Source organism: Rhizobium sp. Root1203 (assembly GCF_001424945.1).
Classification (GTDB): domain Bacteria; phylum Pseudomonadota; class Alphaproteobacteria; order Rhizobiales; family Rhizobiaceae; genus Rhizobium.
Window position 1 is genome coordinate 81648 of record NZ_LMCW01000005.1, and the last position, 17007, is coordinate 98654.

13 protein-coding genes are annotated in these 17007 nt (G+C 59.8%); 9 read left to right on the plus strand and 4 right to left on the minus strand.

The window, feature by feature from the left end; translation table 11 throughout:
* Positions 1–333: 333 nt before the first annotated feature.
* Positions 334–1164: an MBL fold metallo-hydrolase gene (locus ASC97_RS06355; protein WP_057467509.1), complete on the plus strand. Its 831-nt coding sequence runs from the start codon at positions 334–336 to the stop codon at positions 1162–1164.
* Here ASC97_RS06355 and ASC97_RS06360 read toward each other — a convergent pair.
* Positions 1161–1913 carry a polysaccharide deacetylase family protein gene (locus tag ASC97_RS06360; protein ID WP_057467510.1) on the minus strand — a complete coding sequence of 251 codons (753 nt, stop codon included), beginning with the start codon at positions 1911–1913 and terminating at the stop codon, positions 1161–1163. The genes ASC97_RS06355 and ASC97_RS06360 overlap by 4 nt on opposite strands.
* Positions 1910–2998 (minus strand): glycosyltransferase family 4 protein, encoded by a 1089-nt coding sequence (locus tag ASC97_RS06365; RefSeq protein ID WP_057467511.1) that lies wholly within the window; start codon positions 2996–2998, stop codon positions 1910–1912. The genes ASC97_RS06360 and ASC97_RS06365 overlap by 4 nt, the downstream gene beginning before the upstream one ends.
* 190 nt (positions 2999–3188) lie before the next feature.
* Between ASC97_RS06365 and ASC97_RS06370 the strand changes: the two genes are divergently transcribed.
* Both ASC97_RS06370 and ASC97_RS06375 read left to right on the plus strand, forming a co-directional pair.
* The gene (locus ASC97_RS06370; protein ID WP_057467512.1) at positions 3189–4907 is read left to right on the plus strand and encodes an adenylate/guanylate cyclase domain-containing protein; all 1719 of its coding nucleotides are present in this window, start codon (positions 3189–3191) and stop codon (positions 4905–4907) included.
* A complete protein-coding gene (locus tag ASC97_RS06375; protein WP_057467513.1) occupies positions 4907–5785 on the plus strand; it encodes an FkbM family methyltransferase in 879 nt (292 codons plus the stop codon). The genes ASC97_RS06370 and ASC97_RS06375 overlap by 1 nt, the downstream gene beginning before the upstream one ends.
* Here ASC97_RS06375 and ASC97_RS06380 read toward each other — a convergent pair whose 3' ends face one another.
* Complete coding sequence (locus ASC97_RS06380; protein ID WP_057467514.1) at positions 5786–6265, minus strand: class I SAM-dependent methyltransferase; 480 nt, start codon at positions 6263–6265, stop codon at positions 5786–5788.
* A 282-nt stretch (positions 6266–6547) separates the two neighbouring features.
* On the opposite strand from ASC97_RS06380, the gene ASC97_RS06385 reads away from it, so the two are divergent.
* A complete protein-coding gene (locus ASC97_RS06385) occupies positions 6548–7720 on the plus strand; it encodes a DUF3095 domain-containing protein (protein ID WP_057467515.1) in 1173 nt (390 codons plus the stop codon).
* On the opposite strand, the gene ASC97_RS06390 is transcribed toward ASC97_RS06385, so the two are convergent.
* Positions 7710–9050: a nucleotide sugar dehydrogenase gene (locus ASC97_RS06390; protein WP_057467516.1), complete on the minus strand. Its 1341-nt coding sequence runs from the start codon at positions 9048–9050 to the stop codon at positions 7710–7712. The genes ASC97_RS06385 and ASC97_RS06390 overlap by 11 nt on opposite strands.
* 446 nt (positions 9051–9496) lie before the next feature.
* On the opposite strand from ASC97_RS06390, the gene ASC97_RS06395 reads away from it, so the two are divergent.
* From ASC97_RS06395 to ASC97_RS06415, 5 genes are all read left to right on the plus strand, one after another.
* On the plus strand, positions 9497–10840 hold the full coding sequence (locus tag ASC97_RS06395) for an adenylate/guanylate cyclase domain-containing protein (protein ID WP_057467517.1): 1344 nt from the start codon (positions 9497–9499) through the stop codon (positions 10838–10840).
* A 149-nt stretch (positions 10841–10989) separates the two neighbouring features.
* On the plus strand, positions 10990–12882 hold the full coding sequence (locus tag ASC97_RS06400) for an ABC transporter ATP-binding protein (protein ID WP_057467518.1): 1893 nt from the start codon (positions 10990–10992) through the stop codon (positions 12880–12882).
* The gene (locus ASC97_RS06405; protein ID WP_057467519.1) at positions 12876–14783 is read left to right on the plus strand and encodes an ABC transporter substrate-binding protein; all 1908 of its coding nucleotides are present in this window, start codon (positions 12876–12878) and stop codon (positions 14781–14783) included. The genes ASC97_RS06400 and ASC97_RS06405 overlap by 7 nt, the downstream gene beginning before the upstream one ends.
* A 3-nt stretch (positions 14784–14786) precedes the next feature.
* Positions 14787–15785 carry an ABC transporter permease gene (locus tag ASC97_RS06410; protein ID WP_057467520.1) on the plus strand — a complete coding sequence of 333 codons (999 nt, stop codon included), beginning with the start codon at positions 14787–14789 and terminating at the stop codon, positions 15783–15785.
* The gene (locus ASC97_RS06415) at positions 15785–16957 is read left to right on the plus strand and encodes an ABC transporter permease (RefSeq protein WP_057467521.1); all 1173 of its coding nucleotides are present in this window, start codon (positions 15785–15787) and stop codon (positions 16955–16957) included. The genes ASC97_RS06410 and ASC97_RS06415 overlap by 1 nt, the downstream gene beginning before the upstream one ends.
* Positions 16958–17007 lie beyond the last annotated feature (50 nt).

Here is a 17007-nt window from a genome sequence, read left to right on the forward strand (position 1 = left end):
CGCGCGACGACCTGATACCGCAGCATCTCCCGCCCTCTGCACATCGGGTCGCGGCCAATTGTATTTGCGCGGTCGAATTCCCATGTATTCAGGACGAAATAGAGGATTTGCCGCTCCAGGATGGCCGTGTGTCATCTCCTATTTACCGAATCCGAACCATAACCAGTTGCTTTCCGAAGCAAAACCCGGTTGCTTAGGAAAATCTACTACGTCTCGTGATAACGGGTGGATACGATACCTAGGATACAGACGGTCAATGAAATTCCACGCTTCGCTTCAGGCTCAAACTATGATTACGCTAGCGTGGTGGGGTTGGCCCATTTTGAAGACGCGATGAGTAAAGATCTCTTTCAGGTAAAGTTTTGGGGCGTTCGCGGCAGTATTCCGGTTTCCGGTCCCGAGTTCGATCGCTATGGCGGCAACACCTCCTGCATCGAAATTCGCTGCGGTGAACACCGAATGATCTTCGACGCCGGCTCCGGCGTGCGCGAAGCAGGCCTTGCCATGCTCAATGACGAGATCAGGGACGTCGACCTGTTCTTCAGCCATTGCCACTACGACCACATCATCGGCCTGCCGTTCTTCAAGGCGATCTACTATCCTTCGATCGATCTTCGGATCTGGTCTGGACATCTCGACGGCAAGATGAGCACGCGCGAGATGATCGAGCAGTTCATCAGCCCGCCCTGGTTCCCGGTCAAAACCGATATCTGCCAGGCAACGATGAGCTTCCGCGATTTCCATGCCGGCCAGACGCTGGAACCGCACCCCGGCATTAAGATCAAGACCTTCATGCTCAACCATCCCGGCGGAGCAATCGGTTACCGCGTCGAGTGGCAGGGCCGGTCCGTGGCGCTCATCTACGACATCGAGCATATTCCCGGCACCTACGATCCTGCAGTCCTTGAGATGATGAAGGGCGTCGACCTCGCGGTCTACGACTGCACCTACAACGAAGACGAGATGCAGCGCTTCAAGGGCTTCGGACATTCGACGTGGCAACATGGCGTCGAGCTTGCGAGGATGGCAGGAACCAAGCAGTTCGCGCTCTTCCACCATGCCCCTTCGCGTACGGACGTTCAGCTGGAAGCGATGGAGAAAGACGCCCAAGCCGTCTTCCCAAAATCGTTTGCCGCCCGCGACAACCAGGTGATCAAGCTTTAGGCTTGCAAAAGGATCGGCGCGGCTGTCCAGGCGACAGCCGGGTGATCGTGCGTTTCTTCCATAAGCCGCGACAGGAAATTCCAGGCAGTCGCGTCGTGGACGAGATGATGCGCGAGAATACCGATCGGTTCGAGGTCGCCTTCTGGGCGAGACTGCAGTTCCGCCACAAGGGCTGCAACAAGTTCCGCAGCCGGTCTGCCCCCCCTCGTTCCGTGCCAATTCATGATGTCGACATGGGTATTGAGCAACCTGATCGCACCGCCGGGTTTCTCCCGGCCGTAAACGGACAGAGCGTTTAGCCCCAACAAAGGAAGTTCCGCGACGAGTGCCTGGTCTATCCTGTTCCACGGCGGAACCAGCATTGGAATGAACTGCTGCCGGTAAAGCCTCTCAAGCTTGCCATACCCGTCGCGCAGTTCACCAAGCACGATCGCAGCTGGCCGGTGACCTCCCAGTTCCTGTTTCTTCTCATCGGCAGCAGCATGATTGGTGTGGGACCAGCCGTGAAGCGCCACCGCGACGTGTTGTTCACGCGACAAGCGATCCACCAGAGCGTTGCCGGTCGATGCCGGGATCACTGCGAGCGTCAGCGGTACCCGAGCGTCACGCGTCAGCTTAAGCAGCCTATCGAGCGCATCGGTCGGCTCTACCGCATCGTCGTCGCGAAACCAGAGCCGCGCCGTGCGACCGGCCGCTCGCCAGCGTTCGAGCTCCGCTCGCAGCGGCATCCATGCCTGATCCGGTGTCATGTTGCCGCTCCCGCATATCTTCTTAGAATGGTGTCCAAGGCCGAAGCTGCGACCGTCAAGGATCTCTCCTGAAAGACAAAGCGGCGCGCGTATTCGCCCATTGAGGATCGCTTCGACGGGTCGGCAAGCAAGCGACCGATCGAAGCGGCATAAGCCGCGATGTCTCCGTCAGGTGTCAGATAGCCCGAAAAGTCCGCCTGGACCACCTCCGGCACGCCCGCCGTACGTTGCGCCACGACGGGCAGACCAGCTGCCTGGGCCTCGAGATAGGCCAGCCCATAGGCCTCGCCGCAACCCGGCCAGACATAAATGCCGGCGCCCGCCAGATGTGCGAGAATCTCGGTAGCACTTTGCTCGCCGAGCCATTCAATTCGCTCCGAGCCGAAATCCCCAAACAGCTCTTCGACTTCGGTGCGCATCGGACCATCTCCAACGATCGTCAGCGTCCATGGCTGGCTCTTGATCACACGCAGCGCCGCAGCGAGCATCGCATAGCTTTGCATCTTGTCGCCGCTTCGCATCATTGCAACCGAGATCAGCCTCGACGGCTCCGGCTTCGGCAATAGTGCCAAAAATGGTGCGGTGTCGATGAAGGGGGAAAGCGAAGCGATGCGGGCCTCCGGCACGGCTTGTTGAAGACCCAGCCTGTCGCGCTCCGTCAAGGCGATGCTGACAGCCGCTTCCCGGACCTGTGCGGCGATGCGCGCCTGAGACGGCGCCCAGTCGCTTTGATCCCGTTTGGGCGAATAGGACGCCTCCGCGGTGACGCAGGGAATACCGAACTCCGCACAAAGGTCAGGCCCGAACAGGTCTGGAGATTTGTAATAGGGGTGATAGCAGAACCAGAGCTCAGGCCGAGGTTCGTCGGCCCATCTCAGCCGCAATCGTTCCAACTCGCCACGCGCCATTTGCTGGATCTCCAGCGCGGCCTCTGGCGTTGCGGCGAAACTTCGGAACTCCGAAGCCACGTCGACGGTGTGGCCTGCAAGTTCCAGCGCGCGGATCAGCTGGCGCGCCATCAAGCGGTCGCCGGATGGCACCGGATGGCTGGGCGATTTCAACGGCGCGTAGAAGGCAATCCGCATCACGGCACTCCTGCAGAGACGGACTGTTCACAACCGGCATCTGTGCCTGCGACGAGAGAATCTGCTATTGTCGGTTTCCTTACAGGCTGCTGACAAGAATGTGACGTGTGATCGTGATCGGGGCGACAATTTCACCTCAATTGCCACATCTCTAGTGTATTTGTGATTTGGTATTCAAGAACGGGTTTGAATGGCGACCGTCGCGGCCAGCAGCTTTTTTTCGGAGCGCACGATCAGAAGGGCCCGGCTCGGCTCCGGCCTTGTGATGTTCGTCTTCGTGTTTCTGCATTTTTCCAATCATGCGCTGGGCCTGATTTCGGTTTCAGCCGCGGATGAAGGACGAAGGCTCTTCCTGGGCCTGTGGCGAAATCCTGTCGGCACGTTGATCCTCTATGGCGCTATTTTCACCCATATCTCGCTGGTGCTGCGCTCGATCTATATCCGCCGCAGCTTTGTCATGCCCAAGGGGGAATTGGCCCAGATAGTACTGGGACTGGCGATCCCACTGCTCCTGATCGACCATGTCATCGGAACGCGCATCGCTCACGGGCTCTTCCACTACCGAGATGACTACGAGACGATCGTTCGGCTCCTCTGGATTACGTCGCCAGGGAACGGACTGCGGCAGGTCTTCGCCCTTGTGGTCGTGTGGTTTCACGGATGCATCGGCCTGCACTACTGGCTGCGCTATCGCGCGTGGTACGGGGATGTCGCCGCACCACTGCTGGCCATCGCCATCCTCGTGCCGGTGCTGGCCGTCCTGGGCTTCATCGAAATGGGCAGGACCATCGCCGAGCCCGCCTATGAGGGCGTTGTCGATACCTACCGCTACGAGGCGAACCTCAACACGCGCTATTACACCGACCCGGCCGCACAGGCGCAGGTGGCAATGATCCGCGCGGGTCTTTACGGATCTTTCGCGAGCGCGCTTTTGCTTGTCATCGGCGCACGCGCGCGGCGCCGATGGAAGGAGCGGGTCGATCAGATCACGGTCCACTATCAAAGCGGCGAGTCGATCCGCGTGCCGCGCGGCTTCACCGTGCTCGAGGCGAGCCGGCTCGGCGGTGTACCGCATTATTCCGTCTGCGGCGGCAAGGGCCAATGCTCGACCTGTCGCGTTCAGGTGCTTAGCGATTACGAGCATCTTCCGCCGCCCGACAAGCTGGAACTCTCCACTTTGCGGCGCATCAACGCTGCATCAGACGTTCGCCTTGCCTGCCAGCTTCATCCTGTCGCCGATATCACAGTCGTTCCGTTGCTCATTCCCGCAACGGAGACCACCCCGCCCGCCAACAGCCAGGAAACGAGCCCTGGTCGCGAACGGGAGATAGCGGTGCTCTTCTGCGATATCCGGAACTTCACGACCCTCACCGAAACGCGCCTCCCCTTCGACATTGTCTTCCTCCTGAACCGCTATTTCGCCCTGGTCGGCAATGCGGTCGAAAAGGCCGGCGGGAGGATAGACAAGTTCATCGGCGACGGCGCAATGGCCCTCTTCGGCATCGGCAATTCGCCCGAGGAGGCATGCCGGCAGGCACTGTCAGCGGCGGCTGCAATCGCCCGCGACATCGAGAAGCTGAGCGCGGAATTGTCTGACGAGCTCGCGCTTCCGCTTCGCATTGCGATCGGCATCCATACCGGACCGGCAGTGGTGGGTACGCTTGGTTACGGTCGCGTCCGCAGCACGACGGCAATCGGCGATACTGTCAACGTCGCCAGCCGGCTCGAAACCGCCGCCAAGGAATTCGATGTCGCCCTTGTCATATCCGAGCCCGTCGCCGCGCTTGCAGGCGCCGATATGGAGGGTGTGGAAAGTCGCGAAATTAGCGTGCGCGGCCGCGCCCTGCCCTTGAAAGTCTACGTGATTTCGAGGGACAAGGCGGTCGAATTGGCGGAAGGAACAGGCTGATGCCCGGCCGCAGCTGGCTTGAAACGAAATACTGGAAGAAACGCCTGCGCAGGGTGCGCAATGCGCTTGCCAGGCGTTTCTTCGATACCCGCACCGGCCGACGTCTGCTCATCGAGAATATCGGGCCGCGAGTCGTTTCGATGACCGTGGATGCCGGCGATCATCTCATGACATTTTCTCCGTCCGACTACATTGGGCGCAAGGTCTTTCGCAAAGGGCATTTCGAGCGGGAGCATGTGGACAGGCTGATCGCGGCCCTGCGCGAGCGCGGCCTCACGAGAAAGGATAGTAGTCTTCTCGAGATCGGCGGTAACATCGGTACGCAGACCGTTTATTTCGCGTTGAGCGGCGTCTATACCCATATCGTCAGCATAGAGCCCGACCCCCGCAATTTCCCCCTGCTGCAGGCCAACATCCGTCAGAACCATCTCGACGAGAGGGTGACCCTGGTCAATTGTGCCGCCGGCGAAAACAATGGTCAGATCGACTTCTTCATGAATGCCGACAATCACGGCAAGAGCAGCGCGATCCGCCGGAGCTCGAACGACACGAAGATCAGCGTTCCTGTAAAGCCGGTCACCGAGATACTGGCCGATCTCGCTCTGGACCCTGCCGCGATCGGCCTGGTCTGGATGGACATCGAGGGCTATGAACCGGTCGCATGCCGTTCGATGGCGCCGCTCATGTCGCGCCGGGTGCCGCTCTACATGGAGTTTACGCCCCTGTTTTACGGCCCCGAACAAACCCGCGATTTCATCGCTGCACTCGCCGGCTTCTACGAGACCTGCCTGGTGTTCTTCGAAGACGAAGAGCAGGAGATGCGCGTGATCGACCTGCCGGGCGGTATCGACCAATACGACGTGCTCTTTCTGCCGTAATCAGCGTCTGCGGTAGAGGAAGTAACGGCCTTCCTTGATGCCGGGCGGCAACGGCAGCGACTCGAGTTCGGCCCGGTCAAGTGGCAACCCGCTGACGGCGATACCACCCCTCGTCAGCACGCCCACCATCAGTTGCGGCAGCCATGTCAGCGTGATCGCATCGATGTCGTCATGGCCCGTGCCTATATCCGCATGGGCAAGGGCGGCGCCGATCCCCAGGAAGGCCTGTCCCGATTCGCGAATGTCGCCGGTGATCATGTCTTCTGACGGAGGCGTGGAATCCGAATAGGAACGCACCTCGCGGTCGAAAGCGATGATGCGGCGATCGGGAAAATGCTCCCGCAGATGGTCGTACGTGCGTCCGTTGCCGAGGCCGAACTCCATCACCGGACCTTCAGTCCCGTCAACAAGGGCGACAATTTCATTGAGGATATCACGCTGGGCCGTCAAACGGCGAATGAAGCTGTCGAGGCGGCTCATTTCTGACTTTGTCCATTCATCTATTATTCGAAGGCGATGCAATCGAGTCAGCCTTCTCGAATTCAGTTCGTCTCACTCTCGGCAGGCCCGCGGCCACTCGGGTAGCGCACAGAAGCACGCGACAGAGCTAGCGAGAAACGGCCAGTGACGCAAGCTCGGCATCTGCAACCCTGCGATGACGCGGCTGCAGGGTTAACGCGTGGCCATGAAGCCCCCAAAACGGGGTCCCGTGCCGTAAAATGGCGTTGCGATGGCAACACGGGTCTGTTCTAAGTTTTAGCCATGAACGATGTTTCAAATGACTCATTTTTTGCCCATGTGCCGGTCTTCGACCAATTCGAAGGCGTGGCGGACACCGGCAACTATCGCCCACTGCCGGACGATTGGGTTTTGGCGCTCGCCGATATCGTCGGTTCGACACAGGCAATCATGGACGGCCGCTACAAGGACGTGAACATGGCGGGCGTCAGCGTCATTTCCGCGGTACTGAACGCCGTTGGCAAGGGAGACTATCCCTTCGTCTTCGGCGGGGACGGCGGATTGGTCGCCTTGCCCAGCACACTGGAGAAGACCGCGCGCGAAGCGCTGGCCGCAGCGCAGTGTTGGGTCGATGAGGATTTGAAGCTCAACCTTCGCATATCCGTCGTCCCGATCGCCGACATTCGCAGAGCGGGTTTCGACGTCCGCGTGGCGCGCTATCAGGCAAGCCCGTTCGTCACCTATGCTATGTTCGCCGGCGGCGGCAATACCTGGGCGGAACAACAGATGAAGGCTGGCCGATACGGCGTCGAACCCGCGCCTGAGGGCACGAGACCCGATCTGACCGGCCTCTCCTGCCGCTGGAATTCGATCGAAGCACGCAACGGCGAGATCGTCTCGATCATCGCCGTTCCGGGCGATGGTGGCACAAGCCCCGAGTTTCGCCAGCTTGTGGCGCAAGTCGTAGCCATTTCCGCAGAGCAGACCCGGGACGGCCACCCCGTACCGGCCGATGGCCCCTCGCTCCGCTTTTCCATGGCGGGGATCAATCGCGAGGCACGCGCGACGGCACCGGCCGGGCGACACTTCCGTCAACGGCTATGGATCATGTTTCAGATCGGCCTCACCGTCTTTCTGCACCGCTTCGGTCTGAAGCTCGGCGCGTTCGACGCCCGGCGCTACCGTCAGGATGTTTCGGGAAACTCGGATTTCCGCAAGTTCGACGACGGGCTGAAGATGACCGTCGACGTCGATTCCGATCATCTAAGCCGGATTCAGGTGCTGCTGGAAAGGGCCAAGGAGAACGGCATCGCCCGCTATGGCCTGCATCGCCAGTCATCGGCGCTGATGACATGCTTCGTGCCAACGCCCTTGTCGCGTGACCACATGCATTTCATCGACGGCGCAAGCGGCGGTTATGCCGTCGCCGCCAGCCAGATCAGCGGCAAGACACCCCCGGTCGGCGTCATGCCTTGAGGATATGATCCGCCGCCAGGTTTAGGCGGGCGAAGACGTTGCGGGTATCGACGATCAGCAACGCGCTTTTGGCAAGCAGGGCATAGTCGATCTGATCGTGATCGGTTGCTATCAGCACCACATCATAGCCGGCCAGCTGCTCGGCGGTCAAGGCAATGGAGCGGCGACCTTTCAGCGCCTGATACTCGCGCGTCGATGGTATTTCGGCAACGTGGGGGTCGTGATAATCGGCCTTGCCACCGCGTTCCTCGATGATTTCGATCAGGCGGAGCGACGGGCTTTCGCGAATGTCGGCGACGTTCTTTTTATAGGCAAGGCCGATCACCAGAACGCGCGAGCGGCTGAGCGCCTTGCCTGCGCGGATGTCGAGCGCCTCGGCAAGCTTGCCGACAACGTAGCGCGGCATGGCTGAATTGATTTCCCCCGCGAGCTCGATGAAACGCGTCGGCAGTTCGTATTCGCGTGATTTCCATGTGAGATAAAATGGGTCGATCGGAATGCAGTGCCCGCCAAGGCCCGGCCCGGGATAGAACGGCATGTACCCAAAGGGCTTGGTCTTTGCCGCATCGATCACCTCCCAGACGTCGATCCCCATCGCGGCGTAAACCGTCTTCAATTCGTTGACGAGCGCGATGTTGACCGAACGGAAGATGTTCTCGGTCAGCTTGACCGCCTCAGCCGTCGCATTGGAGGAGACCGGAACCACGGTTTTCACCGCGGCACCATAGAAGCATTTCATCAGCTCCAGAGCGTCCACTCCGTCGCCGGCTACGACCTTCGGGATTGTCGCTGTGTGGTAGTGCTGATTGCCGGGGTCCTCCCGCTCCGGCGAGAACCCGACGAAGAAGTCCACGCCTGACACCAGGCCGGTCTTTTCCAGGATGACCTTGACGATGTCGTCAGTCGTGCCGGGATAGGTGGTCGATTCCAGCACCACCAGCTGGCCGGTCCGTAAATGCTTCGCGATCGAATGCGATGTGGCCTCGACGAAGGACAGGTCGGGGTCACGATGCTTGGTCAGTGGTGTCGGCACGCAGATCACGATGACATCGCAAGCCGAGAGAGCCGCGAATTCGGTCGTAGCGGAAAACCTCCCTGCTTCGATTTCGATCGAGAGGTCTCTGCCCGTCACGGCATCGATGTAGGAGCGACTTGCTTCGAGTGAAACGATCTTCTTCGGATCAATGTCGAAGCCGGTCACGGCAAAGCCGCTCCGCGCGATCGCGATCGCCAGCGGCAAGCCGACATAACCGAGACCGATGATACCGGCACGCGCAGTGCGGGTTTCGATCTTGTTCAAGAGAGCGTCGAAGATTGTGGAACTGGCCAAGGTGGGTCTCGTCTGAAGTCCGAATGAGGTCTCTGATCTAATGCAAGATCATGGCGAATGAAACCCGCTCAGCGGCTATATGACGCCCGACGCGAAACCCACCGCTCTCCCGCGGGCTGCGTGCCGCCGAAAAACAACCCTTACAGGTGTTGCGGAAATGACCCGGCTCCCCGCAGAGATCTCCATGCAGCACCTAAAAATGTTCTGTGCCCATTGCCTGCCTGGTTCGGGGTGCCTATCTAGATCGGGTAACGAACCACAGAAAGGACCGCCTGTCCAACCCACGATATCAGGGGTTTGACAGGTGCCGCTGCTGGGTCACCGGCAGATTGTTGACACAATAATATCACACGTCCATCCTGAATTTTCGGCCTGCGCTCATCCGTGCTGCAGGTGGTTTTCCCGACGTTTCGTGGATGGCGTGCCTTATGAGGATACTACCAGGAATGGGCGTGATCGACTCCCGGGTCTCATCGATTTTGTTGGACCGGGTCGCGGAATGGCTGACGAACTCTTCGCTGGCCGGCGACGACCTTGAGAATATCGTTCGCGGGTTCTGCGAACGAATTGCTGCGGCTGGCCTTCCGATTGCTCGTGTGCATCTGACCTTTTCAATGCTGCATCCGCTTTACGATGCGCTGAGCTTTACCTGGCGGCGCGCAAGCGGCGTCACTATCGAAGGTTATCGTCACGCGGCGGGCCAGAAACCCGACCGCTTTATTCAAAGCCCCTATTACTATCTGCTGGACAACAACCTGCAGCACCTGCGCCGCCGCATTCCCATCGACGGCCAGCCCGAATTCCCGGTGTTTGCCGACTTGCGAGACGAACGGATTACCGACTACCTCGCCTTCGTGCAGCCCTTCGGCGACGGATCGGTTCAAGGCATGATGGGATCGTGGTCGACCGACAGTCACTCGGGCTTTTCCGATGACATGATCGATGCGCTGCTGCGCATGCAGAACCATCTCGCGGTTGCGGCCAAGATGGCGGTTTTGGGCAAATTGGCCAACAACATGCTGACGACCTATCTCGGCGGCGATGCCGGCAAGCGGGTGCTGAACGGCCAGATCCGCCGCGGCGATGGCGAAACGATCCGTGCTGCCCTTGTCATGGGCGACATGCGCCAGTCGACTATGTATGCCGAAAAGGAAGGCAGACAGAACTACATCGACACATTGAACCAGTTCTTCGATGCGATCGCAGCACCGTTCAATCGCAACGGTGGCGAGATTCTGAGCTTCATCGGGGATGGGTTTCTTGCCGTCTATCCCTGCGGCCGTCACAAGGACCCCTCAAAAATTGCCTGTCAGGCGGCGCTGTCGGCGGTCCATCAGGCTCAGGCGCGGGTTGCCGAACTCAACACGACGCGGCAGGAAAGCGGTCTCGGCAAGATCTCCTACGGGATCGGCTTGCATGTCGGCAACGTCATGTTCGGCAATGTCGGCCTCAAGGACAGGCTGACGTTTTCTGCATTTGGCTCGGCGGTCAATGAAGTCCAGCGTCTGCAGGCGCTGACGAAGAAGTACTCCCGCGAGGTTGTCGCAAGCCAGGCCTTTGCCGGCTACTGCGGCGGCGAGTGGACGACGCTGGGTGAAGAGAAGCTGCGCGGCGTCCGCCAGAAGATCACGGTATTGCAGCCGCGTGCGCCTGCCCCGGCGCTTCATGTCGAAGAGAGCTTCCGCGAGGTGCCGGAGGCAGCACTTTCGGAAGCAGAGCAGGTAATCCTGCTTCATCGCGATGCACGCAATCAGGCCAAGGCACCCGCGGTCGAGAAGTTTATTCAATAGCCGATCCGGCCGCCAGAGCGGCCGGATCCCATTCCACCAAGGGATTAAGCCTCCCGGTTTTCGCACGTCCGTCATCAACTGGACACCCTCATTGCGGTACGCTAGTGTGCCGCAACGGGAACGAAGAAAAACTGGGGAATTTCATTGGTATGGCGTCCGCCTCCGATCTGCTGCGCATCGAGAATCTCGACGTTTCCTTCTCGGTTTTCGGCGACAGCCTACGCGTCGTAAAAAACGCAAACCTGCGTATTTTGCCCGGCAAAGTCACAGCGCTTGTCGGGGAATCCGGTTCGGGTAAATCGGTCATCAGTCAGAGCATCATGGGAATTCTGCCGAATCCGGCGCAGGCCCAGGGTCGCATTCTGTTCACCGACCCCCTCGACGGCAAAACCACAGATATTCTTCAGTATTCACGTGACAGCGCGGAGATGCGGGATCTGCGCGGCCGCCGCATGGCGACGATCTTCCAGGAGCCGATGACCTCGCTGTCACCACTGCACACGGTCGGCAATCAGATCAGCGAAGCGCTGCTGATCCACACCGAGGCTGACAAGAAGGAAGCCCGCGAAAAGACAGAGGAGACGCTCGGCCTTGTCGGCTTTGCCGATCCAAAGCGCACCTTCGACATGTACCCATTCGAACTCTCGGGCGGCATGCGCCAGCGCGCGATGATCGCGATGGCGCTCATCTGCAATCCGGCGCTGCTGATCGCCGACGAGCCGACGACGGCGCTGGACGTGACCATTCAGGCGCAGATTCTCGAACTGCTGCGTGATCTTCAGCACAAGCTCGGCATGGCGATGCTGCTGATCACACACGACCTCGGCGTCGTGGCCAACATGGCTGACGAAGTCGTGGTGATCTACCACGGCGAGATCATGGAGGCCGGCCCGGTCAAATCCATCTTCCGCAATCCCCAGCACCCCTATCTCAAGGGGCTGATGGCCGCGGTGCCGCATTTCGACATGAAGCCCGGCGAGCGGCTGAAGGCTATGCGCGATGTGCCGGTCAACCTCGAATCGATGATTGGCAAGAAAAAAATCGAGGTCGAGGGACCGAAAATCCTGTTGTCCGTCAACAACCTGACCAAGACTTTCAAGACCCGCAATCGCGGCCTGCTGGGCACACGGGAGACGATCGGGTTTCGCGCGGTCGATGACGTGAGCTTCGACATTCAGCGCGGCGAGTGTCTCGGACTGGTCGGGGAGTCCGGCTGCGGCAAGACGACAGTCAGCAAAATCCTGATGCGGGCAATCACGCCGGACAGTGGCTCGGTGACGTTCAACGACGGCACGGACGTCGTCGACGTCCTGTCCGTCAGCGGCGACGAGTTGCAGGATCTTCGGACCAAAATCCAGATGGTGTTCCAGGATCCGGTATCCTCGCTTTCCCCACGAATGACGGTCCGGAACATTCTGAGCGAACCTCTGGAAATCCACGATCGTGGCAATAGTGCCGATCGCAGCCGCAAGGTGGAAGCGCTCATGGGGGCAATTGGGCTCGACCGCCGATATCTGAGCCGCTACCCGCACAGTTTTTCCGGCGGTCAGCGTCAACGTATCGGCATCGCGCGTGCGTTGGCGCTTGGGCCCAAGCTCGTTATCCTCGATGAGCCGGTGTCGGCGCTCGATGTGTCTGTCCAGGCTCAGATCCTCAACCTTCTCAAGGATTTGCAGAAGGAATTGGGACTGACCTACCTGTTTATCTCGCACAATCTCGCGGTCGTCGACTACATGGCGGATCGGATAGCGGTGATGTGCAAGGGACGCATTGTCGAAATAGCACCCCGAGAGGTCATCCTGCGCGATCCGGTTCATCCCTACACAAAGTCGTTGCTTGCGGCCGTCCCCTTCCCTGATCTCGATCGCCCCCTCGATTTCGAAGCACTGCGCAAGAACGGTGCTGCCGACAAGCAGAATTGGGGCATAACGTTCACCGCCGAACACGACGATGCATCCGAGCTTGCCTACGCCGATCTCGGCAACGGCCATTTCGTTCGCGCCCGCAAGGGCGCCGACGTGACGGAGCTCCGTTCATGGTAACGCGGCGGCGCTTTCTCGGAGGTATGGTCGGAGCCGCAATCGCGCCGTCGGTCGTCAAGGCGGCGGACCGCGATATCGAACCGGATTTCCTGCGTGACCTTTTGCGTGCCGGCCGCATTCCCTCGATGGTGGATCGTCTGCCGACGCACCCGCGGATCATCAACATGAAAAACGCCGGGCTCCAGCCGGGAACCTACGGCGGAACCGTACGCACGCTCATCGGCAGCGCAAAAGACATCCGCTACATGACCGTCTACGGCTATTCGCGGCTCGTCGGCTACGACACGAAGCTGCAGCTCCAGCCCGATATCCTGATGGGCTTTACGTCCGAGAAGGATTCCGTTTTCACGTTCCATCTGCGTGAAGGCCATCGCTGGTCGGACGGTACGCCGTTTACGGTCGACGATTTTCGGTATTGGTGGGAAGACGTAATCCTCAACAAGGAGCTCACACCGGGCGGCGGGGCGCTTGAGCTCCGGCCTCACGGGGATTTGCCGCGTTTCGAAGTGCTCGATCCGCTGACGGTGCGATATACCTGGGATCGGCCCAATCCGAACTTCATGCCAGCCCTGGCGGGGCCCTTGCCGCTGATGATTTTCGGCCCCGGCCACTATTTGAAGCAGTTCCACAAGAAATATCAGGACGACTTTCGGATGTCCGCCCTGATGAAGCAAAACCGGGTCAAGAAGTGGGCCGACCTGCACATCAAAATGTCGCGCGCGTCGCGTCCGGAAAACCCGGACCTTCCGACACTTGATCCGTGGTTCAACACGACACCGCCGCCAGCCGAGCAATTCGTTTTCGTGCGCAACCCGTTTTTTCATCGCATCGACGAAAACGGGGTCCAGCTCCCCTATGTCGACCGTTTCATTCTCAACGTCAGCTCGTCGTCGATCATTGCGGCCAAGGCCGGCGCCGGCGAGTCCGATCTGCAGGCGACGGGAATCGACTTCAACGACTACACCTTCCTGAAGGATGCCGAGAATCGGTTTCCGGTGAACGTCAGTCTCTGGCGGCAGGTGCGTGGCTCGCGCGTGGCGCTGCTGCCGAACCTCAACTGTGCCGACGATGTCTGGCGCGGGCTCTTCCACGAGACGCGGTTCCGCCGGGCGTTGTCGCTGGCCATCGACCGGCACGAGATCAACATGGTCGCCTTCTACGGCCTCGGCAAGGCGAGCGCCGACACCGTGCTGCCGGAAAGTCCGCTCTTTCGGTCGGAGTATGCAGACGCATTCATTGCGCATGATCCCGATCAGGCAAACAAGCTGCTCGACGAGTTGGGGCTGGGCAATCGCGACAGCGAGGGCATCCGCCTGCTGCCGGATGGCCGGCGCGCTGAGATCACGGTAGAAACGCCAGGCGAAAGCAATCTCGATACAGACGTGCTGGAGCTCGTGCGCGATCACTGGCGCGAGGTCGGCCTTGCCCTCTATACCCGCACGTCGCAACGCGACGTCTTCCACAACCGGGCGATGAGCGGAACGATCATGATGTCCATCTGGTTCGGGATCGAAAACGGAGTCGCCACCGCCGACATGTCCCCGCGACAGCTCGCGCCGACGCTCGACGACCAATTGCAGTGGCCACTCTGGGGCATGTACTATCTTTCCGCCGGACAGGCAGGCCGCGCACCTGACTTGCCGGAGGCAAAGCAGTTGGTCGATCTGCTCAACCAGTGGGGCGAAACCGCGCGGTTCGAGGAGCGGGAGGCAATCTGGCACCAGATGCTGTCGCTCTACACGCAACAGGTCTTCTCGATCGGGCTCATCAACAGCACGCTGCAGCCGATCCTGAAGTCGGCCAAGCTGCAGAATGTACCGGCGCGCGGGCTCTACGGCTTTGACCCGACTTCCTATCTCGGCATCTACATGCCGGATTCCTTCTGGTTCAAGGAGGTCTGAGCGATGCTGCGGTATATTCTCTGGCGCATCGCCGCGATGGTTCCGACTCTCTTCGTGATCTCCGCATTGGTGTTCACGATTATCGAACTGCCCCCCGGCGACTTTTTCGAGAGCCAGATCGCCGAAATGCGGGCGCAGGGCGAGAGCGCAAACCTGCAGGAAATCGAGGAATTGCGGAAGCAATACGGCTTCGACAAGCCTGCGGTCGTTCGCTACTTCTATTGGGTCGGCGGAATGCTGCACGGCGATTTCGGTTATTCGTTCGAGTATCAGCTGCCGGTATCCGACGTGGTGGGCGACCGGCTGTGGCTGACGATCCTCGTCTCCTTCTCCACCATCCTGCTGACATGGCTGATCGCCTTTCCGATCGGCATCTATTCGGCGACCCACCAGTACAGCTGGGGCGACTACGGCCTGACGCTGTTCGGACTGCTCGGCATCGCCATTCCGAATTTCATGCTTGCCCTTATCCTGATGTACTTTGCCAACATGTGGTTCGGCGTCTCCATCGGCCATCTGATGGATCAGAAGTACCTGTCGGAACCGATGAGCTGGGAGAAAGCGCGTTCGATTCTCTCCCACCTCTGGATCCCCGTGGTTATTGTGGGAACCGCCGGGACAGCCGGCATGATCCGAAGGCTTCGCGCCAACCTGCTCGACGAAATGCAGAAGCAGTACGTCGTGACTGCGCGCGCAAAGGGGCTTCACCCGTTGCGTGCACTGATCAAATACCCGCTGCGCATGGCGCTCAACTTCTTCGTCGCCGACATCGGATCGATCCTTCCATCGATCATTTCGGGTGCCGAGATCGTCGCGATCGTCCTGTCGCTCGAGACGACAGGGCCCATGCTGATCAAGGCGTTGCAGAGTCAGGACATGTATCTCGCCGGTTCGTTCCTGATGTTCCTTGCTTTCCTCAACGTCGTCGGCGTCTTGGTCTCGGACATTGCCCTTGGCTTCCTCGATCCACGTATTCGCCTGCAAGGCAGGAGCACCAAATAATGTCGCCCTTGCCCCCACCCGGCGCACCGATGCCGCACTACGTTTCGACGGCTCCCTTCGATCCGCAAGCGACCGAGGCCATGACATCTGCCCAGTCGCGCATTCACCTTGCATCGCAAAAGCAGCTGATGTGGTGGAAATTCAAGCAGCACCGACTTGCTCTGATTTCCGGGGTATTCCTGATCGCGGTCTATTTGATGATCCTGGTCGTCGAATTCCTGGCACCCTACGGGCTGCACACCAAGAACGTCGATTTCATTCATTCTCCGCCGCAGCGGATCCACTTCTTCAATGAAGGCAGCTTTGTCGGCCCGTTCGTCTTCGGTCGCAGTATGTCACTCGACATCGATACGTTGCATCGCGTCTACACCGACAGGAAAAACGATGTGCAGCCGATCCGCTTTCTCTGCCGGGGCGATCCCTACAAATTCTGGGGAGTCATCAGTTCAGACCTGCATCTCGTCTGCCCGGCGGTCGGCGGCCAGATGTTTCTGCTCGGAACCGATCGCCTGGGGCGCGATGTGCTTTCGCGCATACTCTACGGCGCCCGCATCTCGCTGACGATCGGCCTGATCGGCATCGCCATCAGCTTTTGCCTTGGCATCGTCATCGGTGGCCTTGCGGGCTATCGAGGCGGCGTCTTCGACCTGATCGTTCAGCGCCTGATCGAAGTGCTGCAATCTCTGCCGAGCTTGCCCTTGTGGATGGCCCTTGCCGCTATTATGCCGGTCACCTGGAGCCCGATCGTCATCTATTTCGGGATCACGGTCATCCTTGGCATCATCGACTGGACCGGATTGGCGCGTGCCGTTCGTTCCAAGCTCCTCGCCTTGCGCGAGGAAGACTACGTGCAGGCAGCCCAGCTCATGGGCGCCAGCACATCGCGCGTCATCGGCCGGCATCTTGTCCCCGGCTTCATGTCCCACCTTATTGCGTCTGCGACCATCTCCATTCCCGGCATGATTCTCGGCGAGACCGCATTGAGCTTCCTGGGGCTCGGTCTCCGCCCGCCGATTACGAGCTGGGGAATCCTGTTGACAGAGGCAAAGAGCGTAAGCGTTATTGCATTCTATCCATGGTTGCTTTTCCCCATTATACCGGTGGTCTTGGTGATTTTGGCGTTCAACTTTCTGGGAGACGGCTTGCGTGATGCCGCAGATCCCTACAAATAGCGGTCAGCCGGGCGGAACCATGAGATCTGTTCGACACGTCGTGGAAAGCG

Excerpts from the sequence above, each read along its gene's own strand:
- ASC97_RS06385 (WP_057467515.1), top strand. The coding sequence starts at position 6,548 with ATGAACGATGTTTCAAATGACTCATTTTTTGCCCATGTGCCGGTCTTC.
- ASC97_RS06365 (WP_057467511.1), bottom strand. The coding sequence starts at position 2,998 with ATGCGGATTGCCTTCTACGCGCCGTTGAAATCGCCCAGCCATCCGGTG.
- ASC97_RS06395 (WP_057467517.1), top strand. The coding sequence starts at position 9,497 with ATGGGCGTGATCGACTCCCGGGTCTCATCGATTTTGTTGGACCGGGTC.
- ASC97_RS06380 (WP_057467514.1), bottom strand. The coding sequence starts at position 6,265 with ATGAGCCGCCTCGACAGCTTCATTCGCCGTTTGACGGCCCAGCGTGAT.
- ASC97_RS06405 (WP_057467519.1), top strand. The coding sequence starts at position 12,876 with ATGGTAACGCGGCGGCGCTTTCTCGGAGGTATGGTCGGAGCCGCAATC.
- ASC97_RS06400 (WP_057467518.1), top strand. The coding sequence starts at position 10,990 with ATGGCGTCCGCCTCCGATCTGCTGCGCATCGAGAATCTCGACGTTTCC.
- ASC97_RS06360 (WP_057467510.1), bottom strand. The coding sequence starts at position 1,913 with ATGACACCGGATCAGGCATGGATGCCGCTGCGAGCGGAGCTCGAACGC.
- ASC97_RS06375 (WP_057467513.1), top strand. The coding sequence starts at position 4,907 with ATGCCCGGCCGCAGCTGGCTTGAAACGAAATACTGGAAGAAACGCCTG.
- ASC97_RS06355 (WP_057467509.1), top strand. The coding sequence starts at position 334 with ATGAGTAAAGATCTCTTTCAGGTAAAGTTTTGGGGCGTTCGCGGCAGT.
- ASC97_RS06410 (WP_057467520.1), top strand. The coding sequence starts at position 14,787 with ATGCTGCGGTATATTCTCTGGCGCATCGCCGCGATGGTTCCGACTCTC.
- ASC97_RS06415 (WP_057467521.1), top strand. The coding sequence starts at position 15,785 with ATGTCGCCCTTGCCCCCACCCGGCGCACCGATGCCGCACTACGTTTCG.
- ASC97_RS06370 (WP_057467512.1), top strand. The coding sequence starts at position 3,189 with ATGGCGACCGTCGCGGCCAGCAGCTTTTTTTCGGAGCGCACGATCAGA.